Here is a 24,969-nt window from a genome sequence, read left to right as displayed (position 1 = left end):
TGCGTGTTTATAGGCAAATAGCCCAACAGGCCGCCCCAAGACTATGAAAATCGGAATCGTTTGTTATCCTACCTTTGGTGGGAGTGGTGTAGTAGCCACTGAGCTAGGCAAAGGATTGGCGAAAATCGGACATGAAATCCACTTCATTACCTATCGCCAGCCAACGCGTCTAGACTTTTTTAGTGAAAACCTTTTCTATCACGAAGTAGATATCAAAAGCTATCCGCTTTTTGAACACGCCCCCTACGAACTCGCCTTGGCCAGTAAGATGGTTTCTGTAGTGAAATATGAAAAATTGGACCTTTTGCACGTACACTACGCGATTCCCCATGCATCAGCAGCCTACATGGCCCGCCAGATTCTCAAAGAGCAAGGAATCCACATCCCTGTCGTCACCACGCTGCACGGGACAGATATCACACTGGTAGGCAAAGATCCGAGCTACGAGCCGGTAGTCACTTTTTCCATCAATCAGTCAGATGGCGTCACGGCCGTCTCAGAAGATTTGAAAAAAGAAACGTATCGGCATTTTGATATCAAGAGAGAGATTGAAGTCATTCCGAATTTTATTGACCTAGATCGCTTTAAGAAGCAAAAGAAAGAGCATTTCAAATTGGCGATCTGTCCTCAGGGTGAAAAATTGATGGTTCATACATCCAATTTCCGTAAAGTCAAGCGGGTAGAAGATGTGATTCGTGTCTTTGATGAAGTGCGCCGTGAGATCCCAGCCAAGCTACTTCTGGTAGGTGATGGCCCAGAAAGAGACAAAATGGAAAGACTCTGCCGGGAACTGGGCACTTGCGATGATGTGCGTTTCCTCGGAAAACTCGAAGCCGTGGAAGAAGTGCTCTCCGTAGCAGATTTGTTTGTGATGCCCTCCGAAAAAGAATCATTCGGTCTGGCTGCCCTGGAAGCGATGGCATGCGAAGTCCCTATTTTGACCTCCAATGCCGGTGGTATTCCTGAGTTGAACGTGAACGGATCTACGGGATTTGTATGTGAAGTCGGGGATATTCAAGAAATGAAAAACAAGGCGCTGACCATCTTGAATGACGCCAATTTACCGCAATTTAAAGCCAATGCTTTGGCTCGAGCCAAGGAGTTTGACATCTCGCAGATATTGCCTTTGTATGTCAATTATTACCAAAAAACCATAGAAAACGCACTGGCGAAGGTTTAAAAAAATCGAGTTTTATGACGAAAATCAATGCAGAAAAGTATGTTCTGGGTTATTTTTGCATCAACTTTGTGCCCTAGTGCAGGGATAAAATCAGGAATTAGTATGAAAAAGATTGGCAGACTGGATAAACCCGACAATTTTGGTTCGGCCAAAATGTTTGAAAATCCATTATTAGAAAAGATCTCCAGAACACATATTTTGGTTCCTATCATCATGTTTTTGGTGCTTTCAGGAGTTTCATTCTACTACGCGCTGGAGACATCCATCCCTCTTGTTACCGGACTTTTGATCCTATTGGCAGGCTACATTTCTTTTACATTCGTGGAATACATGATGCATAAGCATTTCTTTCACATGGAGCCCAATACTCCTGTCAAAGACAAGCTACAGTACACCGTGCACGGAGTTCACCATGATTATCCGCGAGACAAAGACCGATTGGCGATGCCTCCTTTTGTGAGTGCTGCTTATGCTGCAATATTTTACTTGGTATTCAATCTGATCATGGGGGATTATTGCCTCTACTTCTTGCCAGGTTTTCTGATCGGCTATGCTTCCTATTTGGGAGTCCATTACATTGTGCATGCATTTAATCCTCCTAAAAACATGTTCAAAATTCTTTGGGTCAACCATGCAATCCACCATTACAAGGATCCTGACACCGCTTTTGGAGTAAGTACTCCGCTTTGGGATTTCATTCTAGGCACCTTGCCAAAAAAAGATTAATTCAAACCAACCTCCTCTCAACGGGAGGTTTTTTTATAGCTATATGGAAAAAAAAGCAATCAGCATCGTGGGACTAGGCTGGATAGGACTGCCACTTGGCAAATTACTCTTAGCGAACGGGCATCATGTCAAAGGCAGTTGCACTACAGAAGAAAAGGCTCTTGCTATAAAAAAGGACGGAATTGAAGCTTTTGAATTCTCCTTGGACCCATATCCCAAAGGATCAGGCTTTCAGGCCCTCTTCCAATCCGAAGTTTTGGTCGTCAATATCCCCCCTAGAAGTCGGCACGATGGTGACGAGAAGTATCTCGAGCAATTGAAATTCCTCAAGGATCTCATCAATAATTCACAGATCCAAAAGGTACTCTACATCAGTAGCACCGGTGTCTATCCGGAACGGAGCATCGAGGGAGAATACGATGAAAACCAATTGGTAAATGAAGAAAACTCTGGGAATCTCTCCCTTTGGAAAGCTGAAGAATACCTCAAAAGCAACTTGGAATGCAAGCTGACCGTCCTTCGATTTGGAGGTCTTTTGGGGGATGAGCGCATCCCAGGCAGGTATTTTTCTGGAAAAGAAAATGTCATCGGACATACCCGGGTCAACTTTATCTACCGGCAGGACGCTGCCCGAATGATGCAGTTTATTATTGAAAATGATCTCTGGAACGAGACCTTCAATGGTGTCGCTCCTCATCATCCACAGCGAAAGGAAGTTTATGCTAGGAATTCCGAAGATCTTGGAATCCCTCTTCCGATCAGCTTTGCTCCCGAAAAAGAAAAGGATCAGCGGCTAATTTCTCCCCAAAAAATCTTGAACAAGGGATTTCAATTCGATTATCCCAACCCTTTGGATTTCCCATATTCAGCCAGCTGACAATTTTAAAAATGAGGAGAAATGTCGATATTCTGGGCCAGCAATTTACCCATGAATCGACTTCTCCTCTTTTTTTCCGCCTTCCTCATTTGTTGTTTTTCCTGTCAACCCAACTCCGAAAGCATAGATTATACAGACTGGTCTCACTACGGTGGTCCAGCCGATGCTTCCCGCTATTCCTCGCTAGATCAAATCAACCGATCCAATGTATCCCAACTGCAGGTGGCTTGGACTTATCAAACTGGGGATGCCACCGAGCGCTCCCAGATTCAGTGCCAACCCATCGTCAAAAATGGTCTTCTCTATGCCACTACGCCTGGTTTAGACGTTTTTGCTCTGGATGCAGGAAGCGGCAAAGAAATCTGGAGATTTGACCCCTTTGAGATACTTGGCGGAGAAAACTCCTGGGCAGGTACCAACCGGGGAGTAAGCTATTGGGAAAGAGGAAAAGACAAACGAATTCTTTTCGGAGCAGGAAATTGGATGATGGCGGTAGACGCCTTGACTGGTGAGCCTATCCGGACTTTTGGTGAAAATGGAAAAATTGACCTTCGGAAAGGACTTGATCCCAATAGGGAAGACTTTCTGATAGTTGCCAATGCTCCAGGAGTAGTTTTCGAAGATGTATTGATCATCGGAATGCGCCTTTCCGAAGGACTCGATGCGGCACCCGGTCATATCAGGGCATACAATATTTTGACAGGCGAGCAAGAGTGGATTTTCCATACGATTCCCCATGAGGGTGAATTTGGCTACGAAACGTGGGATCCTGAATTTATCTCTCAAATCGGCGGCGCAAATAACTGGGCTGGCATGACTCTGGACTACGAGCGAGGGATTGTCTATATTCCTACCGGATCAGCCACCTATGATTTTTGGGGAGGCTATCGCAAAGGAGACAATCTTTTTGCCAATTCCCTGATCGCTCTAGATGCGAAGACAGGCCAAAGAATCTGGCATTTTCAGGCTGTTCATCACGATGTCTGGGATCGAGACTTCCCTGCCAACCCCAATCTCATCAGCATTCAAAAAGACGGAAAATGGGTGGATGCAGTCGCTCAAATTTCTAAACAGGGAATGACTTATGTTTTTGATCGGGAGACAGGAGAGCCTATCTGGCCGATTGAAGAAAAACTAGTCAGCCAAAGCACCTTACCCGGTGAATACAGTTCTCCTACCCAACCGATCCCCAGTCTTCCAGAACCATTTATGAACATGGTCTTTGAGGAAAAAGACATCCTCAATCTCAAGCCTGAATGGAAGGAAGACATTCAAAACCAACTTACAGATGTTCTTATTGGCGACAGCTGGCTAGCTCCCAATGCTGAACAACCGATCGTTCTTTTTCCAGGGATGGACGGCGGTGGAGAATGGGGCGGAGCGGCTTTCGACCCTGAGACCCAACTCTTCTATGTCAATGCCAACCAAATCCCTTGGCTGATCGAGATGAAGCCAAATTCAGAATTTGATAATGTAGGTCAGGCAGTTTACACCAATTATTGCGGCAACTGTCATGGGCTGGAGAGAAAAGGAGTGCCGCCAACGATTCCTTCACTATTGGAAATCGGATCCAAATACAATTCAGATTCTTTGGAAAGATTGATCACCAAAGGAAGAGGTGCCATGCCAGCTTTTGATCATATCTCTTCTGAAAATAGAAAGGTGCTGGTAGATTTCTTATTGGGAAAATCCACAGAAGGAGACAAACAGGAAATTGAGGGAGAAAATGCTCCACTCAACCCCCGATACTATATGAATGGGTACAAAAAACTTCTGACCAAAGAAGGGCTGTATGGCTCCAATCCACCTTGGGGCCTATTGACTGCTATAGATATGCAAACAGGCCTCAAGAAATGGCAAATCCCGCTGGGTGAGATTGATTCGCTTTCGGCAATGGGTTTTGCTCCTACGGGAACGGAAAATTACGGAGGGCCAGTCGTCACCGCCGGAGGTTTGCTATTTATCGCTGCGACAAAAGATGAAAAGATTCGAGCATTCGATAAGCTGACCGGTGAAAAACTCTGGGAGGCCTCCCTGCCTGCATCGGGTCACGCAACTCCAGCTATCTATGAAGCCGACGAAAAGCAATATCTCGTCATCGCCTGCGGTGGTGGAAAAGGCACAAAAAGTGGAGATTCCTATGTTGCATTTGCTCTTCCTGGATCCTGATCGCCAGATGACTTCTTCTTTTCTATGAGCTCCATCGCTTCTACTTGAAGCTTGATAATATCGAGCTTTTCCTGAGTATTTCCCCGAATCTCTTGTAGCGAACCATTCCCCTGGTCCATGGCCTGTGATCTTTCCTCTTCTTTTTTCCTAAGATTTTCAAGCTCCACGAGCCACTTTCGATGAATTTTCCGCTGATTGAGATACTCACGAATCACCAATAGATGCATCGCCAATAAGCCTAAGAGGACCAAGGCAGTCAATAGTCCCAAAACAAAATCACTAGTGAAAAGAGCGTGCATAGCTGAGAATTACACCTTTCTGGCATTTTCTCAAAGCTAGCCTTTCCGACTAGTGAATGGAATACGGCAAAAAGCCTATTTATCGGGATTTCAATTCAATAGCAGAATCACTTTTGTGCCCTTTCCCGGAGTCGATTGGATCTTGAGTTCTCCGCCTAATTCTTCCGCTCTTTTCTTCATATTCAAAAGACCATGTCCTGGCACAATTTCCTGTTCGTCAAAGCCAACTCCATCATCTGAAATTTGCAAGGAGAGTTTTGATAGCTGATTTGCAAACAAAACCTCCACATGGTTTGCATTGGAATATTTCACGGCATTCTGCACAGCTTCCTGAATGATCCGAAGTATCTGAATACTTTCGGAAGAAGGCAAAGTCCCCTGCTGATTCAGTTGAGAGGATACGTCTAGCTGGATTTCTATCCCTGAAGATTCCTTGGCCTGACGTAAAAAACCTTGGACACGCTGGATCAAACTCTCCCAAGTCACTGCACCACTATTCATCGCCCAGATTGTATCGCGCAGCTCGGTGATAGTCTGCTTGGTAAATGAGGTAATGCTGTCGTATTTTTTGCTGAGTTGCTCTTGAATCGGCTGAAAATACTTCAGGTTTTCTATCGATGAAATAATAAAAGTCAACTGAGCTCCGATATTATCATGAAGATCTCTGGCTATAAGTGTACGCTGCTCATCCAGCTTCCTTTGAGTATCGATCTGTACCAAAGCAGCTTTCAATTCAGCTTCTTGGCGCAATTGGGTATTTTTCAATTTCTGCTGCGCATACAGGAGATAGCCCACAATCGCCAAGACGAGAGCCAATCCCAAGGAGCCAAAGAGCATCAGGTTTTTATTCCGGATCTCCAGCTCCTGCTCCGCTATCTGACTATCTTTCAGTTCGGTTTGATATTTCGTCTCAAGCTCTGCTGTACGCTCTCTTGATTCTTTTTGAAACTTATTCCGAAGAAATTCCTGATAGCGATTAGAATAATATCTTGCGCTGTCAGGCATGCCCAAAGACGCATAGAGAGGAATCATTTCCAGATAAGCTACCAATGCATCATCATCAGAGCCCTGCTCTATGAAACTGCTAGCTGCTCGAAGAAGCAAAGGCCTGGCTTCCTGAGATTTTCCCTGCGCCTGAAGCGCTATTCCGAGATTGAGCTGTAGCGTCGCCAATTCATACAGAGCATTGACTTCTTCAGCTACTTGGATCCCTCTTCTCGAAATATCCTCAAGCTGCTTCATATCGCCCTTTTCTTGTAAGAAAAACGCATACGAACGATACGAAATGACAAGATTGAGCCGATCACCTGTTGCTATAGAAGTTGAAATCGCTTTTTGATAATACTCCTCTGCCAGCTCATATTGATTTAAATACTTATAGCAGCTTCCAAGATTGGTGTAGGTCCCGATCAAGGATTTGGTCTCCCCAACAGCTTCCCTGATGGCCACCGCTTCTTGATAATACTGAATGGCTTTTTCATAGTCAGGCATGTTCTGGTAGATCACCCCAATATTGTTTTTGATTGAAGCTACATTGAGAAGATCCTGATTGGCTTCGAAAATCGGCAAGGCCTGAAGAAAAAACTGGATTGCCGAATCCGACTCATATTTCCGCTGATAGATAAACCCAAGATTGTTATACATCTTAGCCATCCCTAGAGAATCTCCGATCTCCTGGCGGATTTCAAGTGTCTTCAGATACATCTCTCTTGCCCGATCCAATTCTCCTTTTTGCAAAAGCCCTCCTCCCAGATCACTATAGGATTGGGCCAAAAGCTTGGGATCATCGATTTGTTGGGCTTTTTCGACTGCTTTCTCACCATAGTAAACTGCAGAATCTAGGTTGATGGCGGCATACTGCCAACCAAGCTCTCCGTACATCTGGGCCAGTTGCTGAGCATCCAGATCTTCTTGGATACGAATCAGCAAACTATCTACTATTTGTCTCGGAGTCTGAGCAATCGCTGCACCGGCACAGAGACAAAGAACTAATAAAAAGGGAACTCTGATAGTCATAAGAAAAAGGTGATCAGTAAAATCGAAGTGGCATTCGGAGAGAAATATAAACAAAAATGCAGCACAAAACCGTCCAGAGTCGATCTGGGAAGAAGAAACTAGGTTGGCAGGAAGGCTTTTTTGAAAGACCTATTGCTCAACCCAAACTAATTATGAATCTTGGAGTTAGATACAAGACAGAATAAACCCAAAGATTATGCTTGATTTTAACCACAATGAAAACCAGCGAATGATCGCTGACATGATCCGCGACTTCGGCGCCAAGGAAATCACTCCCTTCCGCAAAAAGTGGGATGATGAGCAATTTTTCCCGAAAGAGCTGTTTCAAAAATTGGGAGAACTGGGACTCATGGGAGTGCTCGTTCCGACTGAGTATGGTGGTGCCGGTTTTGGCTATGATGAATATGTCACCGCCATCGCAGAACTTTCAAAACTGGATCCCTCAGTAGGACTATCCATGGCCGCACACAATTCCCTCTGTACGGGGCATATTTTGGCTTTTGGTACGGAAGAACAAAAGCAAAAATATCTACCCAAACTCGCCACCTGTAAATGGTTGGGCGCATGGGGCCTAACCGAGCCAAATACGGGGTCGGATGCAGCCAATATGAAAACTGTGGCTACAAGAGAGGGAGAATATTTCATCCTCAACGGGGCAAAAAACTTTATCACGCATGGCTATTCTGGAGACGTAGCAGTAGTCATAGCCCGTACAGGCGAGGTGGGTGATTCGCATGGCATGACCGCTTTCATTGTCGAAAAAGGAACTCCTGGATTCAAAGGAGGCAGAAAAGAAGACAAACTCGGGATGCGTGCCTCAGAGACGGCCGAGATGATTTTCGAAGACTGCAAAGTGCACGAAAGTCAGGTTTTGGGGAAGGTCGGAGATGGCTTTATCCAATCCATGAAAGTACTAGATGGAGGCAGGATTTCGATCGCCGCTTTATCACTAGGGATTGCCGAAGGGGCATTGGAAGCATCCATCCAATACTCAAAAGAGCGTCAGCAATTCGGGCAATCCATCAGCAAATTTCAGGGGATTTCCTTCAAATTGGCCGACATGGCAACTCAAGTGGAAGCTGCCAAATTGATGATTTTCAAGGCAGCCAGCTTGAAAAACCAAGGCAAAACAGTTACGCTAGAAGGGGCTCAAGCCAAGTATTACGCATCTGAAGTTGCCGTATCAGTATCCAATGAAGCTGTTCAGATTTTTGGAGGCTATGGATTTACAAAGGACTATCCTGTCGAAAAATACTATCGGGATGCCAAACTCTGTACGATCGGGGAGGGAACATCCGAGATCCAAAAGATTGTGATTGCAAGGGAGGTTTTGAAGAAGTGAAAAAATCTGCATTTCAGCCTTTGCACCACCACCCAAATTCCCTTTGATTATGGAGCCGGAAGACAGGAGCAGCCTAGACGAAAGCCTCAAAGCTTCCTTTTAGCCATTTCCATTTAATTCTGGATTGATTACAAAAAATATACTTCAATAGGGGCCAGCTTTGAGATTGGCCCTTATTGTTTATTACCCGGATGGAAATCAGTCAAAACCTGCCTTAAGTAATCTCGGTCCAAATGGGTGTAGATTTCTGTGGTGTTGATACTTTCATGGCCTAGCATTTCCTGCACAGCCCGAAGATCCGCTCCACCTTCGATCAGATGCGTCGCAAAAGAATGTCGAAAGGTGTGCGGGCTGACATTTTTTTCGATTCCGGCACGCTTCACTTCCTCTTTGATAATCTTGAAGACCATCACGCGGCTGAGCTGCTTTCCTCTTCTGTTTAAGAAAATATATTCCTCATTTCCCGGAACTATGTCCAAGTGAGACCGCACTTCCTGGAGATAGATCTGAAGATATTTCAAGGCGTCTTTGCCCACTGGCACAAGCCTTTCTTTGTTTCCTTTCCCCACGACCCGCAAGAAGCCAACATCTTCAAAAACCTGACTTTTCTTTAGCCCTATCAGTTCTGACACCCTCAAGCCACTGCTATAAAGTAGCTCCAACATTGCCCTGTTGCGATGTCCCTGAGGCTCACCGAGCGGAATTCCCTCCAAAATCTGATTGATCTCATGATAACTTAAGGTATCCGGGAGTTTTCTCCCTAGCCTAGGAGCCTCCAAAAGCTGAGCGGGGTCTTGCTGGATCAGTTCTTCATATATCAGAAACTTGTAAAAAGCCTTGATGCCAGAAATAATCCGAGCAAGGGTAAAATCCGAAATCTCCAATTTCCCCAAAGTCATCACAAAAGCCCGGATCTGATCCACACTGGCTTCCAAGGGACTTGTTTCTGGATGATTCGACAGGAAAAAATCTCTAAGCTTCCCCACGTCCCTACAATAGGCCTCGATGGAATTCTCACTCAAAGCCCGCTCCAGCTTAAGGTAATGACGAAATTGTCGGATGTAGGATTCCCAAGTTTTTTCCATATCGCTAAGTTTGCAAACTTAAGTCTAAGTTATGCTCCCTAGATCAAAGTGTTTTGCATCATGAGTAACTTTTTGAATAATACCTAGATTGATACAAAGTGAAAAGACGGTAATTCATGTACTTTTGCCCCATGAATTACCTTTCGGTTGAAAATCTCAGTAAGGCTTTCGGGGAACGCAAGCTTTTTTCAAATATTTCCTTTGGAATCTCCCAAGGACAAAAAATCGCCCTGGTAGGCATCAATGGTGCCGGGAAATCCACCTTGATGAAAATCATCATGGGTTTGGAGATCCCTGATACGGGACAAGTCGCACTAAACAATGCCGTCAAAATTGCCTACGTGCATCAAAATCCAGTATTCGAAGCCAACCTGAGCATCTACCAGACGATTTTTGATCAAAGTAATTCGGAAGTACTTCGGGTGATCGAAGACTACCACAAGGCCATGCTGGATTCTGAGCGGGGTATAGACAACTCCGACAAAATGGCCCGACTCTTTGAGCAGATGGATGCGCATCAAGCCTGGGATTTTGAATATCAAGTCAAGGAGATTTTGGGAAAACTCGGCCTCCACGATACGGATCTGCCTGTGGGCAATCTCTCCGGTGGACAGCGGAAGCGTGTCGCCTTGGCGAAAGCCATTTTGGAAAAACCGGACCTGCTCCTACTTGATGAGCCAACCAACCATCTCGACCTAGAAACCATCGAATGGCTGGAAGACTACCTTTCCAAAGCCAATCTATCCATTTTCATGGTGACGCACGACCGATACTTTTTGGAAAAAGTCACCAATGAGATACTCGAACTCGATCAGGGCAAAATCCATCGATACCTCGGCAACTACGGCTATTTTCTCGACAAAAAAGCCGAAAGAATGCAAATCGAGGACATAGAAATCGAGAAGGCAAAGAATCTCTACAAAAAAGAACTGGACTGGATCAGACGTCAACCAAAAGCAAGGGGTACCAAAGCCAAGTATCGGGTAGATGCTTTCGAAGAAACCAAAGAAAAAGCCTTTACCAAGCGAGAGGAGCGAGATATTGAATTGTCTGTTTCGACCCAGCGCCTTGGCAATAAAATCCTGGAGATTGACAAAATCTCTAAGTCTTATGGCGAGAAAAAACTCGTCGAAGACTTCTCTTATATTTTCAAAAAGAAAGACAGAATCGGAATCGTCGGCCCCAATGGGGCAGGTAAGACGACTTTTCTGCAAATGATCACTGGCCTGATCAATCCAGATCAGGGCAAAGTCACTCAAGGGCAGACAACGCTATTTGGCTATTATCGCCAAGAAGAAGATCGATTTGATGAAGAAAAGCGACTGATCGATGTGGTCAAAGAAGTAGCGGAGGTCGTGACTCTCAATAAGGGGCAGACTATCACCGTTGGTCAATTCCTGAATCAATTTGGTTTTCCACCCAAACAGCAATTTACTCCCATAGGAAAAATGAGCGGTGGAGAGCGGAGAAGACTTCAGTTGCTGATGGTGCTGATCAAGAATCCTAATTTTCTGATCCTTGATGAACCTACCAATGACCTAGATCTCATGACGCTGAATATTCTGGAGGAGTTTCTGGACACCTTCCCGGGCTGTTTGATTATCGTGTCACACGATCGATACTTTATGGATAGGCTGGTCGAGCATTTGTTTGTGTTTGAGGGAGAAGGAGTCATCCGTGATTTCCCTGGCAATTATACGGATTTCAGAGAATGGGAAAAGGAAAACAGTAGCAAGAGCCTAGAGCCAAGTATCAAGACTTCAGAACCAAATATTGAAGTGCAGGAAACAAAAAGTATCTCTACGGATTCCTCCTCAAAAGCCAAAGCCAGCTACAAGCAAAAGCAGGAATTCAAAAAGACCAATGAATTCATTGCCAAACTGGAAAGTGAAAAGGAAAAAATCACGGCTCAAATTTCAGCTGGGATTGAGGATCACGAAGAACTTTTAAAGCTTTCTAATCGAATCGCTGAGATAGATTATGAACTGGAAGAACTTGAAATGGTCTGGCTAGAATTGAGTGAACTGGAGGGGATTGAGGGGTAAATTGAATATAGGACTGAAGCTAGAAGACGGAAGATTGAATTCTCCTCTTATGTATTTAATTCCAATTTCTTAGCTAAACTACCACGTTAATTCAAGCAAAGACGGACATCAGTGTTAGATATCCGTTTAATCCCTTATCTTCAATCAGGTAATTCAAAATTCTCATGGAAACTATAGTAATTGAATCGGAAAATTCAGAAACCTCCAAAGTGATAAAGGAATTCCTCAAGACTTTGAATGTAAATTTCAGCTCATCAAAAAATATCACTCTAAAAGCCTTAGATAGAGCCAACAAAGTAGTTGAGGGGTACAAAGAAGCCCAATTGATTGATTCGGGTAAAAAAATAGCGAAGAGTTTTTCGAGTTTCGATGAATTGATGGATGAGCTTTAAGCTAATTCCTACCGATAATTTTTTAAGGGAACTTAAAAAACTGAATAAAAAATATCCTTCCCTTCGGTCCGATTTAGAATTATTGAGCAAACAACTACTTCAAAACCCAAGCTCTGGAGTAGAGATCTATAAGAATTGTTATAAGATACGCTTCGCAATCAAAAGTAAATCTAGAGGAAAAAGCGGTGGAGGCAGGATAATTACTTGGGTCAAAATTGAAAAAAGCAGTATTTATCTACTCTCTATCTATGACAAATCTGAAAAAGAAAATGTGACTGATCAATTCATTAAGGCCATTTTAGAGTCAATAGAAAAGAAGCCTTAGTGACCTATTCTATCACCTTATACTTTAATTCCACTTCATGAAACTGAATATCGCTTTCAGAAATTATAGTCGAAATTAAATTCACATTTTTAAAAATAAAATCACCTGTTGCAGTTGGCTGAAATGCTAAATAAACCGTGTCATTTTTAATAAGCAACTCTTTAGAACAGCCCTGAATTTTGAATGTCTCGGAATTGATTTTTGTAAAATCACTACAATTAACTACTGCATTCACCAGTTTCCTTTTCGGGTCATTACTGAACATTTTAGCTACAAATTCTTCACTCTTTTTAATTGTTCTTGGGTAGAGAATTGTAATTGGCCCATTTAATTCTTCGTGGTTGGAAAAGACAGTTTCTTTCTTTTTAGAGCAAGAAAAACCACATAAAATAACCATCAACAATAGCAGACTTTTCCTCATATATTCCCCTTCAAAAAATCCTGCCTCAAATCTTCCGGAAACTTCTCGATTGCATAGCGCAAGGCAGTTCTGGGTAGGCTATGGTAGTGATTCTTAAGGAACTCAAACTCCGCCTCAAAATCCTGATTCCCAATTTCCCGAAGCATCCAGCCTACAGCCTTGTGCATCAGGTCGTGTGGATGATCTTTGAGTTTTTCTGCCAAAGCCAAAGCATCGGCAAACTCTCCTCTTTTGATCCAATAGTAGGAACTCACCATCGCAATCCGCTGACTCCAGAGATGATCTTTCTCTGCCAAGTCATAGAACAGGCCCTTTTCCTTGTCCAAATAATAAGCTCCCAAAATGGCGTGGCAGGAAGTATCCACCAAATCCCAGTTGTTCACATAGGGCAAATGAGCCAGGTAGAAGTCCACGAGTTCCTTTCGCTCCTCCTCTTTCTTAGTCTTTTGATAGCGATAGACCAATGCAATCAAACTCGTAAGCCTCACTTCATGAAGCGGGCTTTTCAGCAGTTCAGACAGTTCATCTAATCTGATTTCCTTGAAAAACTGCTTGGCCACCTTGCGCTGATCCGGCACTTTCACCCCCAAAAACTGATCCCCTTCCCCGTACTCTCCTGGACCGGATTTGAAAAATCTAGGAAAAAAAGCTGCTTTCTCAGGGATAGCTTTATCCTTCAGGGCTTCGATAATTTGCTCAGTCAGTGCACTCATACCCAAAAATAAAAAAGGCTGGTCAATCAACCAGCCTCTTTCTCAAAAGTCATCTCCCATATCATCGCCACCTTCGCGTCTGGATCCCCGCTCATCTTTCTTTTCTTTAAAGCCGCCAAATCTATAAGTAAATGACAGCGTGCCTACCCGAGTCTCTCTTTGGAATTTCCTGTATTGGGTAAATCGGGCATCTTCTGTGGTGATTCGGAAATTACGTGTATTGAAGATATCGCTGACATTGAGACTGACAGTTCCCTTTCCATTAAATACATCTTTTCTGACGCCCATATTCAGACTCCATTGGGGCTCGATCTGCCCCTGAGGTAGTACGATTGGGCCACGATAGTTCCCCTGAGCCTGCACACTAAACCATTTCGGGATCAGCCAATTCCCCAAAAAGCTCAGCGTCCAGCTAAAATTCTCATTGCTAAATCCGCCTTCGATATTTTCTCCATTCACCTCAGAATAGAAGAAATTGCCCGTCAGCGTCGCATCAAAATTATTGGTGACTTGAACCTGATTGACCAGCTCAAACCCTGTCGCAGAGCGTGTATCGGCATTTTCCCTGCTTTGGATGGCTACATTATCATCAGTGATCCGGGTAATCCGCGTTTCCACATTGGTGCTATAGCGGTGATAGACCGTGGCGTTGAGCAAGTATCTTGTCCAGCCTTTCATATAGCCCAACTCATAGCTGTCTGTATATTCCGGCTGCAGATAAGGATTCCCGATGCTCAGATTGTATTGATCACGCACCCGATAGATGGGAGCCAAATCCCAAATACTCGGTCTGGAAATCCTGCGGGTATAGTTGGCTGTCAATTCATTTTCCTGTCCCAAAGTGTAGCTTAAAAAGAGACTGGGGAACAGATTGAAGTAATCATTGGGAATGCTTTCCTGATTGCGGACTGTCTCTCCCAGAGTTTCGGTGTATTCCGCTCTCAGTCCAGCCTGATAGCCAAACTTCCCTTTTTTGTTTTTGTAAGTGAAATAGGCTGCATAGACATTTTCGGTAAAATCGAAGGAATCAGTCAAAGTATCCACTTCCGTAGGGATAAAATCATTGGACAGATCCCCTTGTGAAAATCTCTGGCTCCAAATCCAGTTACCAAAAGTGCCTTTCAGGCCAGTTTCGATAGCTGCACCTGATTCAAATGGTTTTTCATAATCCATCTGAAACACCACCAAATTGCTTTCCCTCGGCCGGTCATTGGTCTGGATCAATCGCTTATCCGGATCACTCGCCCCTTCGGAAGTGAGAAACATCTGCTCGTAGTATTCCTCCTGACTTCTGTCATCATAGGCATAAGAAAGTGAAGTGTAAAGTCGCTGTCCCAAACTATCCAAGTTCAACGTATAATTGATTCCTCCTTCTAGATTGGAGCTTTTGCTCATCTCCTCATTGGTTCTCACAAAGCTGGAATCCAGACTTCCCGTCAAACTCAGATTCTTCTGATCGATATCTGCATACTCGATTTCATCGTCAAAATTTCCCTGGAAATAAACCCCCAACATCCCTTTGGGCGAAATCGAATAATCGACTCCTGTACGGATCAGATGGGTTTTTTCCAACTCATACCCATCCTGCACTTGGCTTAATGTAGGCGAAAACCCTTCAAGATCAGTCGTCCGAGTTCCTTCTCCCTGTTCGATTTGCCTTCTGTTTTGGTAGTTGTATGACAAAAAATAATTGGCCTTATCTGTGCCATAATTCAAATTAATCCCGCCTTGGTATTTCTCTCGGGTACCGATAGAAGCATCCACTTGGCCATTGAAACCAAGCTTTTCATTCTTCTTCAAAACAATATTGATAATCCCTCCCACACCGGTAGCATCGTACCGAGAACTAGGATTGGTGATCAATTCGACCGATTGGATACTGTTAGCAGGAAACTGTGCCAAAATACTCTCCGTATCATCACCAGAAAGGTTGGAGGGCCGGCCATTGATGTAAATCAGAATATTTCCGCTACCCCTCATCGTGATCCCGCCTTCATCATCCACCTGGATCGAAGGCAAAGTCGAAAGCAATTGAGCGGCAGTCTGCCCTTGAGACACGATACTATTTTCCACATTGTAAGTACGCTTATCGATATCTGACTCAAACATGGAAGTCACTCCTTCTACGACAACTTCTTCCAGGTTTTGAGAATCCGGCTGAAGCTTGATCGTCCCAAAATTCATCTGGCTTCTCTCTCCAAGTGTAATCCTCTCGAAATAGCTTTCATATCCAATAAATCCCACCCGAAACACATACGCTCCAGACTCTGCTTCAAAGACAAAATTACCATCCAGATCCGTCATCCCTCCAGTCACCACCGCCGAATCGGGAAGACTAAGCAGAGCGATATTGGCAAATTCCAATGGGCGATTGTCAGTACCATCTAGCACTTTCCCTTTCAGATTGACCTGCTGAGCAGATACTGTCCCTGCAAGCATCAAAAAGAGAAAACCAGAAATTGCGTAAAATTTAGACATACTAAGATTTTTTGGTTGGTTATTAGGTTTATTAAAAAGAACAGAACCCGAACATTCATTTCGCAAGAGATTCATTTTCAATGAGTTCCTATATTTTAAACTATCCTAAGGGCTCACATGTTTCAAAAAAACTCAAATATCCCATTACTGGATTTAGAGCCAGATGAATAGGCAAAATGCTGTTTTAGTGGGAATTATGTGGCAGAATCCCCTCCCAAACTGCTATTCCCTGTGACTTAATGCTTATATTTGATTATGCCAACTCGACACCCTTGGGTCAGCATTTTTTACTTTTTTCTGCTGACGTTTTTTTTATGTGTTTTGGACTCAAAATTTGCATTCGGGCAAGATTTTGAATCTCAAATTCATCCTCTTGAAGAGCTTTTATCCCAAAAAGATCTTGATGATTCCCTACGTTTTGCACAAACCAAAAGATTAATAGGACTTTATGATTCTACACATCAGTTTCAAAAACTCGGAGATCTTACTATCGATTTTTTCCACCTGCCAAGTCCTGACTTTGACACAGATATCCTCAAGAAAAATCTGCTCCAACGTGCTATCGAATTCGTTCCAGATATAGAAAGTACTGAGCTAAGTGGCAACCTGTATCTCAAACTCGCCGGAGCTTATTTCAACCTCAATGATTTCGACTCTGCTATCCTGTCTTATTCAGAGGCAATCGGGGAGTTTTCTGACGAAGATTCGATCTACATAGCAGACGCATATTTTTTTAGAGGTCAAGCGCATGACTATACCGGAGAATTCATCCCCGCCATGGAAGACTACCATGCCGCTCAGGACATCTATGAGATATTGGGAGATGAGGAATTTGTCAATCATGTCCGGGCTGGCACTGCCATTCTTTTCAGCAAATACGGTATCTACAAGGAAGCTGACTCGCTTCGCCAGACGCTTTTGGAAGTAGCACGCGAGCAAGGGCAGGTAGAAATCATGGTGACCCAACTCTACAACCGCTCCAATGATCTCCGAAAAGAAGGAAGAAGTAATGAGCAGATCAAAGCTTTGCTTTTGGCTGACTCGCTGAGACACACTGGAGAGATCATGCCATATCTCTTGCCCAATATCCAATTTGCCATTTCGAGCTTTTATGGCATTCATGGTCCGCTGGACAGTGCAGAGATTTACTTTGGTAGAGGTGAGCAGCTGATGCAGCAAGTTTCTGAGTTCAATGAAAACCACCCTTCCTACTTGGCTGCCAAAGCTCAACTGGAGCTTTCAAAAGGCAACTTAGAATCGGCTCTTACTATCAGTCAGCAAGCACTTGCTCAAGCCCAACAAAGCCGAAATATGGATCACCTGCTCAGGTGCTATCATCTGCTGGAGGAGATCTATGAAAAATCAGGCAAGCCGGGTTTAGCACTGGACTACGCTCGCATGCGCGAAACCTATCAAGACTCTATCTTCAATGCCAATCAAAATACCAGCTTTGCTTATTACCAAACGCTCTATGAGACTGAAAAGAGAGAGAAAGAAGTGCTGGAAAAAACAGTAGAGCTAGAGTCTGTACAGAAAGAATCTCGCCAAAAGACCACTCTATTTTCAGCTGCTCTGTTTGGCATGGTGACACTGGCGGGATTTGGATTTTTACTAGTGCGGCTCAAATCCAGTAAAAAGGAGAAACAACTTCAGGAAGCTTTCTCCCGCGAGCTTCTCAAAACGCAAGAAGAAGAACGAAAAAGAATATCCAAGGATCTCCATGATGGCTTGGGTCAAAGTCTGCTTCTGATCAAAAACAAAGTCACTCTCAACCAGCCTGAAAATGCCGGAGAGATGCTCGACACAGCCATCAATGAACTACGCTCTATAGCCAGATCCCTGCATCCGATGCAGCTGGAGAAGCTCGGACTTTCTCAGGCCATTCAGGAGATGCTAGATCAAATAGATCGGGAGACAGATATTTTTGTCAGTGCTGAGATAGAAGATTGCAAAGGGAAGATATCCAAAGAAAAAGAGCTGCAGCTCTATCGCATCACCCAAGAAGCGATCAATAATATTTTGAAGCACGCTGAGGCTGACGCACTCAAATTGACCTTAAAAACTACCCAAAATAAGCTGACTCTTTCTATTGCAGACAATGGAAAAGGGTTTGATTTTTCTGAAAAATTCAACGACTTCCAAAGCTTAGGCTTGAAAACCCTCAAGGAAAGGACAGCTGCCATTTCGGGAATAATGAATATTATCACCGAAAAAGGAAAAGGGACTACCTTAAAATTTTTAATCGATGTCTAATGCAGCTATTCAGGTCATCATCGCCGACGACCATCCTATTCTGCTCAAGGGCTTGGCAGATTTCCTATCGGACCTAGGACTCCAAGTGATCGGAGCCTATGCCAATGGGAAAGAAACGCTTGAGCAAATCAAAGCACAATCCCCCCAACTTGCGGTACTGGACTTGGAAATGCCGGGATTGACAGGGCTGGAAGTGGCTGAAGCCTGTCAGGAAGAAAACATCTCTACCAAGTTTATCTTGCTGACCTTGCACAATGAACTGTTTCTATTAAACCAAGCCAAGGATCTCAATTTAGCCGGATATATTCTCAAGGATTTTGCACTGAATGACCTCTCTCAAGCAATTGAAACTATATTGGCGGGAGGTACTTTTTATAGCGAGAAAATCCTACAAGGAAAACATGCCCCCCTCAAAGGAGAGCAAAAATCTCAACTCACTCCCTCTGAAAAGAAAATTCTCAGGCTGATCTCTACCGGATTCTCCTCAAAAGAAATCGCCGAGAAGCTTTTTATTTCAGAGCGAACAGTCGAAAAACACCGCTCAAACATGGTTTCCAAACTGGATTTGGAGAAAAAATCCAACTCTTTATTGATTTGGGCCCAGAAGAATAAAGACCTGATCGGATAAAACCTCTACTCAAAAATACGTGGAACCACGTATTGCGGAAAGATGTGGACAGTCCTAGATTTGAACTAACGTAAGCCCTAACTAAATGAAAATCTCAAGCACTTTTGGAAATTTCAGAATTATCCAGACGATTCAAAACAAGGATCAGCTCTTGGTTATTGGCACTTGGGCTGACTTGGTGAAATTATTTGATAGTGGCCGTACTTTTTTGGTCAACAAACCTGAACAGCTTTTTGGAGTGTATCTATGCAAACAGGAATGCGCGGAATTCCTCGTCAAGCTGCTTCAGGATATCGATTACAAAGAATTTGAAAAGTTGAAAATGGAGCAAAACCTTTTCGACAAACACTATTTAGCGTAAGGGTGATTATTTTTTGGCAACAAAAACTTCGATAGCTGCGCGGATCATGCGGTCCACGGTTTTTTCAGCTTCTTTATCAAATTGCCCCAAAGGTCTATTGGCTACAATCGCATTGAGACTGAGCATCTCATGTCCCAGAAGTTTGCCCATTGCATAGTATCCAGCCGTCTCCATCTCAAAATTGGTCAACTTTCTGCCATTTACCTCAATGCCGGCCAGTCGCTCAATCATCGAGTCAAACCGTGGACGTAGACGGACCTCTCTGCCCTGAGGAGCATAAAATCCAGGACAAGTGAGTGTAATCCCTTTCAAAAAAGTCTGATCCAATTGTCTTATCAACCTATCAGAAGCCGGCACTTGATAGGGTGCAAATGGCAATCCCAGTTCCGTTTGGATTGCTGAAGCGAGCAGCTGCTCCGTATCCAACTCAGGATAGTAGCTCATCAGCGTGTCCATACCTACAGCGGCCTCTGAAGCGAGAATAGATCCTACAGGAATACTTTCCTGCATACTACCTGAGGTTCCTAGGCGGATGATCTGCAAGGAAGTAGTTTGCTTCTTCGGGATTCTACTTTCCAAATTCACATTAACCAAAGCGTCCAATTCTGTCATCAAGATCTCAATATTATCTGTGCCCATGCCCGTACTCATGACAGTCACGCGCTGACCATTTTTCCTTCCTGTGTGGGTTACAAACTCCCTTTTCCTTGTCTGAAAATCGATTTGGTCAAAATAGCGGGAGACCATAGGAACACGGTCCGGATCACCTACCGTAAAAACCACTGAAGCCAGATGTTCTGGCTTCAAGTGTAAGTGGTAGATACTTCCGTCAGGATTGAGAATCAACTCTGACTCAGGAATTCGTTGCTGGCTCATGGACCGTTTTGGTTTCTTTATTGGATTCGCGATACAAGCCTTTGTAAGGATTATAGCCGTTGGTATTTTTCTGATAATACCCAGTACCGTCATAAGGTCTTTTCTCAGGATGCTCTTTGCATTCCGGTGAGCAGGCTCCTTCCAGCTCCCAGCCACAATCCTCGCAAATCGCCACATGGATGTTGCACGTAGAATTGGCACAGTTGACCATACGGTCAGAGGGGGTCCCGCATACGTGACATTTGGAAACCACGCTAGGGTTTACCTTGTTGACATCGACCGCGATACGATTGTCAAAGACATAGCATTTGCCCTCGAAGTCCTCTCCACCGGCTTCCATGCCATATTTGATGATTCCTCCATGCAGCTGGTAGACATCTTCAAAGCCCTGCTCCAGTAGAAATGCAGATGCTTTTTCGCATTTGATCCCACCGGTACAGTAGGTCAATACTTTCTTGTTTTTGAGATGCTCAAGCTCTTTTACCTTTTCCGGAAAATCACGGAAGTTGTCAATATCTAAGGTCAAGGCATTTTTGAAATGCCCCAATTCATGTTCGTAATTGGATCTAACGTCAAGGATGACTACATCTTCCTGATCTTTTAGCGCTTTAAATTCCTCTGGCTCTAGGTGCTTACCAGTCCGTACATTCGGATCCAAATGCCTCAAGGAAGAATGAACGATTTCCGGCTTGTATCTGACATGAATCTTAGTGAAGGCATGTTTGTCATGCTTATCAATCTTAAATTCTGTTTTCGCAAACCTAGGGTCTCCCTGAATAAACGCCATGTACTTCTCGCAGTCGTCTTTCAGACCAGAGACGGTACCATTGAGTCCTTCATCGGAGATGATGATTCGGCCTCGAATGTTATTTTCTACACAAAACAAGTGATGCTCTTCCCGATACGCTTCCGCATTTTCGATTTTTGCGTAGCAATAATAGAGCAGGATGTTGTACTCTTTGTTTTCTTCCATAACTGTCGCCCTGTTTCGGCAGGGTGTTAGAGATTGATGATTTATGAATTTTGATTTATGAATTAGATCTAAACTATTTCAGTTGTAAAAGCTCTATTTCACTTTCGCAGCGGGGTTTCCAAACACGGTTTCATTGTCTCCCACAGAACTGATCACGACTGAGCCGGCTCCTATTCGGGCATTTTTCCCAATAGTCACTCCGGATACGATCGTCACACCAGAACCAATAAATGCGCCTTCTTTCACATCTACTTCAGCATTGATGATGGTTCCGGCACCGACTTGGACGAAATCTCCAAGCTTTACCTTGTGATCCACTATCGCTCCGGTGTGCAGGATGCAGTGCTGTCCTACTTCCACGCCAGGACCTAAGCTCACTTTGGCATTGATGAAATTGCCATGACCGATAGTAGCATCTGTAGAAATGTAGGCCGTGTGATGAACAGCATTGATCGGCTGCACCTTTCTTCTTTCATTAAGCAGTTCTACCAGAAACTTTCTGTACTTATTGTCATCTACTGCTACGAAAGCTTCTGTCTTTTTACCGATCAGTTTGAGAAAACCGTCGTCCTCTGGATTGCCCAATACAGATACTGTATTGATTTCGCTTCCATGGAGACTTTCATCTTCCTCCAAAAAACCATACACGATGACTTTGTTGCTGTTGAAAATTTCCAATGCGGGGTGGGCAATCCCCTTGGCACCCAGAATAATTACCGGTTTTTCCATAGTCTTTTCTGATTCGGTCTGCAAAATTAGGAGAATTCATGTGCATACCCAAACTTCATTTGCTTTCGCTCCTGATCAGACTCTGAGCCACCTTGCAGGAAAGACACCTTTTGGGCTCACAATAGCCCCGATAGAGTCCGATCATACCTTGAGAGTCAAAGGCATTTTGTGGAGTCCAGCCGCACTTTTCAAACTTTTGGGTGATAAAATTCTTTTCCGATGCTATCCCTTGCAATAGATCAAAACAGCGCTCCTTCCAATCCGGATTTTGGAAATAATGCCCGTAAGCATACCACAAAGGCATTGCAAAGTTGATAATCAACAAATTCAAGCTGGGGCCGGAGACACCTTTCGAAGTCATCCGCTCAGAAGCTTTACCAAAAGTATAATGGTACTTCCAATAATCAGAGGTCGGTATTTGCAGCACTTTTTTAAAACTCTGAAAATCCCGACTGTCTTCTAATATGGACTGCAACAAGCTGGGAGCTTGAGAGAGGATGGAGGCCAACTGAGCAATCCGAATAGTGGGAAAAGCACTGGGACGCACCCCCATAAAATTCCAATGCTGCCTCAAGAGCTTTTGCTCCCAGCGGTATTTTTTCTGATAAAATTGATATTCCCGAATCAAATGACCGACATATGGCTCACTACTCTCCTCGGGCAGCAAACCCGCCAAACCAAACAACATAGCTTCTAAGGTAGGTAGCGATGTCCGATGTTTTTGCAAAATTTTATAGGGAATCTGAGATGCGAGCTCTCCCATGGGTTGACTATTGATGCGAAAGCCAAAACTCACAAAAAGCCATCGATAGGCAGTCTCCTCCCAATCACCCTGAGTGAGCTCAAGCAGGTTCAAAACAGATTCCGATTTGGAGTGCAGTCGCTCCACAAGCGCCTTTTCCAACGCAGAAAACCGGATAATCTCCGGCACTTGACTCAAGGCATGAGCGCAAGGCAGCTCTGATCTGAAATCCAAAAGCTGTTCATATCTCCTCCACACTTCCAAAAATATCCTTCCATTGAACTCCAAAGTTGGCATGGATGTATGATCATTTCTATAGACCGGACGATCATTTTTCCAAACGACATGCAGGATCACGGAATTGTAGGCAGGATTGGCTTCATGCTCGTGCTGCTTCCACTCAGAAGCGAGCCGGTGTACTTCCACATGGCCGTGAAAAACTATTCCGTCTATTTCCAACGAAGCGTCCCTAAAGTCAGGACCTTCGCCTTGATTGTGAAATCCAGGATTAAGTACCTGAAGTCTCAGTCCATTGGTGGTTTGGAGATCTCTCTTTTCAAAATATTGATACTTCCACACCAGTTGTAAAAAATCTTCCCTGAAGTCCATGTGAAAAAGAACATTGCTTGTGGAATTTACACATTCGGGAAAACATATTCAAGTAGGGTAATAATGAAAAAAGCCGCACCCAAAATGGAATGCGGCTTTCATACTCTATCTATTTTCTGCAGGACTTATTTTGCCCAGAATATTTTATTGGTCAAAACATCCTCAGACTGTACAGCAGCGTAGTTTGTGCTGTTATAGGTGATTTCAGAACTTGGATACACCCATCTGTAAGGAGGCTGGCTCTGCTGATTGGATTGATCAGTCCAGAATTCTAGATCTACTAGATCCAATCTTCTCAATTCAGCCCAGTTTTCATTTGGCTGGATCACATTGAAGTGCAACCATTTTTGTTCTGCGATCAATTTCAGTTTTTCATCCGTAGAAGTAGCAGCAGTCCAAGAAACACCGTCTTTCTCCAAATAGGATTCAAAGTCTGCCAAAGTCGGAACGACAGGATCAGGTGAATCTCCATTATTCGAAATGCTTCTCAGATACACATATTGATCAACTGAATTGAAAATCCCAGTCTCATAAGCAGCCTGCGCCATGGCATTCTGTCCAGTTTTCAGATAATATTCAGCAGCAAGGAAGTTAACTTCCGAAGCAGAGATGATAATTCCAGGGAAATTTTGGTTCCTAGACAAAGTAGATCTATTGTAGATACTCAAGGTACCGGCAAGTACCAACTCATTCTGCGCAGAAGCATTCAGAAGTGGATCCAAGCCCATATATTGACCCGGCTCTGCCTCTAGCCCTGGCTCAAACACAAAAGTCAAACGTGGGTCTTCATTATCTAGCATATGATCCAAAATGACCTTTCCTGCAATATTTCCATCCCAATCTTCCAAACCAGTCTGGAATGAATTTGCTTGCATCCAAGTACCTGCCGTGTAACCATCCCAAGCAATGAAGTCCTCGATGGAAGTCACTACTGGGTAAGTAGCTGGATTGGACAGAATATCGCCGATTTCTGCAGTAGCTCTTGCAGAGAATGTACTAGTACCACTTACTCGAGTCAACATACGAAGTCTCACAGAGTTGATGTACTTTTTCCAAAGCGTCAAATCACCGTCATTGATTACATCTTGGATTTCAAACTCAGCCAAAACACCAGGATTCACAGTCATAGTATTCATCTCATCAGCCATAGCAGCCAACTCGTCCAACATCATGGTGTATAGTGTCTCAGCATCGTCATAAGGAGCATAAGAACTCTGATAATCTCCTCCATTTTGGCTCAACATAGCCGCCTGAGTAAAAGGAATATCGCCATGATAATCTATCTCCTTCTGAGCTTGATCGTATAGAAACGTTTTCGCAGCGATCATGTAGATTCGTTGATCTGCAGCGGCAACTTCAGATAGACCTTCGAAGATTTTTTCGATCTCTCTATACTGCGCCAATGTCTCATAGAAAGCACGCCATCTTCTATTGATCGCCTCAGAACCAGGCACGTATTGGTTTTCAACATTTACCCAGCCGATCGCTTGAGTATATCGGTTATTGGTAATTCTTTGCCCGATAAAGTAGTCATCGTACGTAGGAAGCACATAATTCCTGAATGAATAGATCATACCTGTGAACTGCTTCCCGACGGTAGTTTCAGCGACTTTAGCTGGATCTGTATAGTTATCTGCAAAGTCTGATTCGGTACAGCTCACCAATGAAGCGGCTACAATTGCACCTATATATAAACTTTTAAATTTCATTTTCTTATTGGATTAGTTGGG

At 43.8% G+C, this 24,969-nt stretch carries 21 protein-coding genes; 10 read left to right on the top strand and 11 right to left on the bottom strand.

The window, feature by feature from the left end; all coding sequences use genetic code 11:
• The first annotated feature begins 43 nt into the window (after positions 1–43).
• The 4 genes from bshA (at position 44) to G460_RS0116535 (ending at position 4,952) form a co-directional block, all read left to right on the top strand.
• Positions 44–1,180, top strand: a complete 1,137-nt coding sequence (bshA, locus tag G460_RS0116550) for an N-acetyl-alpha-D-glucosaminyl L-malate synthase BshA (RefSeq protein WP_026956411.1) — start codon at positions 44–46, stop codon at positions 1,178–1,180.
• A 102-nt stretch (positions 1,181–1,282) separates the two neighbouring features.
• Positions 1,283–1,906 (top strand): sterol desaturase family protein, encoded by a 624-nt coding sequence (locus tag G460_RS0116545; protein WP_026956410.1) that lies wholly within the window; start codon positions 1,283–1,285, stop codon positions 1,904–1,906.
• Positions 1,907–1,949: 43 nt separating this feature from the next.
• Entirely contained in the window at positions 1,950–2,783 is an 834-nt protein-coding gene (locus G460_RS0116540; protein ID WP_026956409.1) for a Rossmann-fold NAD(P)-binding domain-containing protein, read from the top strand.
• 51 nt (positions 2,784–2,834) lie between these two features.
• Positions 2,835–4,952 carry an outer membrane protein assembly factor BamB family protein gene (locus tag G460_RS0116535; protein WP_026956408.1) on the top strand — a complete coding sequence of 706 codons (2,118 nt, stop codon included), beginning with the start codon at positions 2,835–2,837 and terminating at the stop codon, positions 4,950–4,952.
• Here the strand turns inward: G460_RS0116535 and G460_RS0116530 are convergent.
• Both G460_RS0116530 and G460_RS0116525 read right to left on the bottom strand, forming a co-directional pair.
• Complete coding sequence (locus tag G460_RS0116530) at positions 4,922–5,251, bottom strand: hypothetical protein (protein ID WP_026956407.1); 330 nt, start codon at positions 5,249–5,251, stop codon at positions 4,922–4,924. The genes G460_RS0116535 and G460_RS0116530 overlap by 31 nt on opposite strands.
• Positions 5,252–5,341: 90 nt before the next feature.
• Positions 5,342–7,267, bottom strand: coding sequence for a tetratricopeptide repeat-containing sensor histidine kinase (locus G460_RS0116525; RefSeq protein ID WP_026956406.1), 1,926 nt, complete (start codon positions 7,265–7,267; stop codon positions 5,342–5,344).
• 196 nt (positions 7,268–7,463) lie between these two features.
• On the opposite strand from G460_RS0116525, the gene G460_RS0116520 reads away from it, so the two are divergent.
• Positions 7,464–8,609: an acyl-CoA dehydrogenase family protein gene (locus tag G460_RS0116520; protein WP_026956405.1), complete on the top strand. Its 1,146-nt coding sequence runs from the start codon at positions 7,464–7,466 to the stop codon at positions 8,607–8,609.
• A gap of 173 nt (positions 8,610–8,782) precedes the next feature.
• Here the strand turns inward: G460_RS0116520 and xerD are convergent, their stop codons facing one another.
• Positions 8,783–9,694, bottom strand: a complete 912-nt coding sequence (gene xerD / locus G460_RS0116515) for a site-specific tyrosine recombinase XerD (RefSeq protein ID WP_026956404.1) — start codon at positions 9,692–9,694, stop codon at positions 8,783–8,785.
• A 131-nt stretch (positions 9,695–9,825) separates the two neighbouring features.
• On the opposite strand from xerD, the gene G460_RS0116510 reads away from it, so the two are divergent.
• Positions 9,826–11,739 carry an ABC-F family ATP-binding cassette domain-containing protein gene (locus G460_RS0116510; RefSeq protein ID WP_026956403.1) on the top strand — a complete coding sequence of 638 codons (1,914 nt, stop codon included), beginning with the start codon at positions 9,826–9,828 and terminating at the stop codon, positions 11,737–11,739.
• A gap of 164 nt (positions 11,740–11,903) precedes the next feature.
• The gene (locus G460_RS0116505; RefSeq protein WP_026956402.1) at positions 11,904–12,131 is read left to right on the top strand and encodes a hypothetical protein; all 228 of its coding nucleotides are present in this window, start codon (positions 11,904–11,906) and stop codon (positions 12,129–12,131) included.
• 329 nt (positions 12,132–12,460) lie between these two features.
• On the opposite strand, the gene G460_RS0116495 is transcribed toward G460_RS0116505, so the two are convergent.
• From G460_RS0116495 to G460_RS0116485, 3 genes are read right to left on the bottom strand one after another with little or no spacing between them, the layout of a single operon-like run.
• Positions 12,461–12,877 (bottom strand): hypothetical protein, encoded by a 417-nt coding sequence (locus tag G460_RS0116495; RefSeq protein ID WP_026956400.1) that lies wholly within the window; start codon positions 12,875–12,877, stop codon positions 12,461–12,463.
• A complete protein-coding gene (locus G460_RS0116490; RefSeq protein ID WP_026956399.1) occupies positions 12,874–13,590 on the bottom strand; it encodes a DNA alkylation repair protein in 717 nt (238 codons plus the stop codon). The genes G460_RS0116495 and G460_RS0116490 overlap by 4 nt, the downstream gene beginning before the upstream one ends.
• Before the next feature lie 42 nt (positions 13,591–13,632).
• The gene (locus tag G460_RS0116485) at positions 13,633–16,068 is read right to left on the bottom strand and encodes a TonB-dependent receptor (protein ID WP_026956398.1); all 2,436 of its coding nucleotides are present in this window, start codon (positions 16,066–16,068) and stop codon (positions 13,633–13,635) included.
• Positions 16,069–16,389: 321 nt separating this feature from the next.
• Here G460_RS0116485 and G460_RS22030 point away from each other — a divergent pair, with 321 nt between their 5' ends.
• The 3 genes from G460_RS22030 (at position 16,390) to G460_RS0116470 (ending at position 19,310) form a co-directional block, all read left to right on the top strand.
• Positions 16,390–18,321 carry an ATP-binding protein gene (locus tag G460_RS22030; protein ID WP_169817524.1) on the top strand — a complete coding sequence of 644 codons (1,932 nt, stop codon included), beginning with the start codon at positions 16,390–16,392 and terminating at the stop codon, positions 18,319–18,321.
• The gene (locus tag G460_RS0116475) at positions 18,314–18,949 is read left to right on the top strand and encodes a response regulator (protein ID WP_026956397.1); all 636 of its coding nucleotides are present in this window, start codon (positions 18,314–18,316) and stop codon (positions 18,947–18,949) included. Before G460_RS22030 ends, G460_RS0116475 begins: the two co-directional genes overlap by 8 nt.
• Positions 18,950–19,034: 85 nt before the next feature.
• Complete coding sequence (locus tag G460_RS0116470; RefSeq protein ID WP_026956396.1) at positions 19,035–19,310, top strand: hypothetical protein; 276 nt, start codon at positions 19,035–19,037, stop codon at positions 19,308–19,310.
• Positions 19,311–19,316: 6 nt separating this feature from the next.
• On the opposite strand, the gene G460_RS0116465 is transcribed toward G460_RS0116470, so the two are convergent.
• The 5 genes from G460_RS0116465 to G460_RS0116445 all read right to left on the bottom strand — a co-directional run bounded on the left by G460_RS0116465 (position 19,317) and on the right by G460_RS0116445 (position 24,948).
• The gene (locus G460_RS0116465) at positions 19,317–20,186 is read right to left on the bottom strand and encodes a nucleoside phosphorylase (RefSeq protein WP_026956395.1); all 870 of its coding nucleotides are present in this window, start codon (positions 20,184–20,186) and stop codon (positions 19,317–19,319) included.
• Positions 20,164–21,159: an oxygen-dependent tRNA uridine(34) hydroxylase TrhO gene (trhO, locus tag G460_RS0116460; protein WP_026956394.1), complete on the bottom strand. Its 996-nt coding sequence runs from the start codon at positions 21,157–21,159 to the stop codon at positions 20,164–20,166. The genes G460_RS0116465 and trhO overlap by 23 nt, the downstream gene beginning before the upstream one ends.
• Before the next feature lie 93 nt (positions 21,160–21,252).
• Positions 21,253–21,888, bottom strand: a complete 636-nt coding sequence (locus tag G460_RS0116455) for a NeuD/PglB/VioB family sugar acetyltransferase (protein WP_026956393.1) — start codon at positions 21,886–21,888, stop codon at positions 21,253–21,255.
• A 55-nt stretch (positions 21,889–21,943) separates the two neighbouring features.
• On the bottom strand, positions 21,944–23,239 hold the full coding sequence (locus G460_RS0116450; protein WP_026956392.1) for a DUF2851 family protein: 1,296 nt from the start codon (positions 23,237–23,239) through the stop codon (positions 21,944–21,946).
• A gap of 125 nt (positions 23,240–23,364) precedes the next feature.
• A complete protein-coding gene (locus tag G460_RS0116445) occupies positions 23,365–24,948 on the bottom strand; it encodes a SusD/RagB family nutrient-binding outer membrane lipoprotein (RefSeq protein WP_026956391.1) in 1,584 nt (527 codons plus the stop codon).
• Positions 24,949–24,969 lie beyond the last annotated feature (21 nt).

This window comes from Algoriphagus vanfongensis DSM 17529 (genome assembly GCF_000429465.1).
GTDB classification, from domain to species: Bacteria; Bacteroidota; Bacteroidia; order Cytophagales; family Cyclobacteriaceae; genus Algoriphagus; species Algoriphagus vanfongensis.
This window is presented reverse-complemented; position numbering and strand designations above follow the sequence as displayed.

Coding starts and splice junctions, on each gene's coding strand:
- bshA (WP_026956411.1), top strand. CDS start 44: ATGAAAATCGGAATCGTTTGTTATCCTACCTTTGGTGGGAGTGGTGTA.
- G460_RS0116545 (WP_026956410.1), top strand. CDS start 1,283: ATGAAAAAGATTGGCAGACTGGATAAACCCGACAATTTTGGTTCGGCC.
- G460_RS0116540 (WP_026956409.1), top strand. CDS start 1,950: ATGGAAAAAAAAGCAATCAGCATCGTGGGACTAGGCTGGATAGGACTG.
- G460_RS0116535 (WP_026956408.1), top strand. CDS start 2,835: ATGAATCGACTTCTCCTCTTTTTTTCCGCCTTCCTCATTTGTTGTTTT.
- G460_RS0116530 (WP_026956407.1), bottom strand. CDS start 5,251: ATGCACGCTCTTTTCACTAGTGATTTTGTTTTGGGACTATTGACTGCC.
- G460_RS0116525 (WP_026956406.1), bottom strand. CDS start 7,267: ATGACTATCAGAGTTCCCTTTTTATTAGTTCTTTGTCTCTGTGCCGGT.
- G460_RS0116520 (WP_026956405.1), top strand. CDS start 7,464: ATGCTTGATTTTAACCACAATGAAAACCAGCGAATGATCGCTGACATG.
- xerD (WP_026956404.1), bottom strand. CDS start 9,694: ATGGAAAAAACTTGGGAATCCTACATCCGACAATTTCGTCATTACCTT.
- G460_RS0116510 (WP_026956403.1), top strand. CDS start 9,826: ATGAATTACCTTTCGGTTGAAAATCTCAGTAAGGCTTTCGGGGAACGC.
- G460_RS0116505 (WP_026956402.1), top strand. CDS start 11,904: ATGGAAACTATAGTAATTGAATCGGAAAATTCAGAAACCTCCAAAGTG.
- G460_RS0116495 (WP_026956400.1), bottom strand. CDS start 12,877: ATGAGGAAAAGTCTGCTATTGTTGATGGTTATTTTATGTGGTTTTTCT.
- G460_RS0116490 (WP_026956399.1), bottom strand. CDS start 13,590: ATGAGTGCACTGACTGAGCAAATTATCGAAGCCCTGAAGGATAAAGCT.
- G460_RS0116485 (WP_026956398.1), bottom strand. CDS start 16,068: ATGTCTAAATTTTACGCAATTTCTGGTTTTCTCTTTTTGATGCTTGCA.
- G460_RS0116475 (WP_026956397.1), top strand. CDS start 18,314: ATGTCTAATGCAGCTATTCAGGTCATCATCGCCGACGACCATCCTATT.
- G460_RS0116470 (WP_026956396.1), top strand. CDS start 19,035: ATGAAAATCTCAAGCACTTTTGGAAATTTCAGAATTATCCAGACGATT.
- G460_RS0116465 (WP_026956395.1), bottom strand. CDS start 20,186: ATGAGCCAGCAACGAATTCCTGAGTCAGAGTTGATTCTCAATCCTGAC.
- trhO (WP_026956394.1), bottom strand. CDS start 21,159: ATGGAAGAAAACAAAGAGTACAACATCCTGCTCTATTATTGCTACGCA.
- G460_RS0116455 (WP_026956393.1), bottom strand. CDS start 21,888: ATGGAAAAACCGGTAATTATTCTGGGTGCCAAGGGGATTGCCCACCCC.
- G460_RS0116450 (WP_026956392.1), bottom strand. CDS start 23,239: ATGGACTTCAGGGAAGATTTTTTACAACTGGTGTGGAAGTATCAATAT.
- G460_RS0116445 (WP_026956391.1), bottom strand. CDS start 24,948: ATGAAATTTAAAAGTTTATATATAGGTGCAATTGTAGCCGCTTCATTG.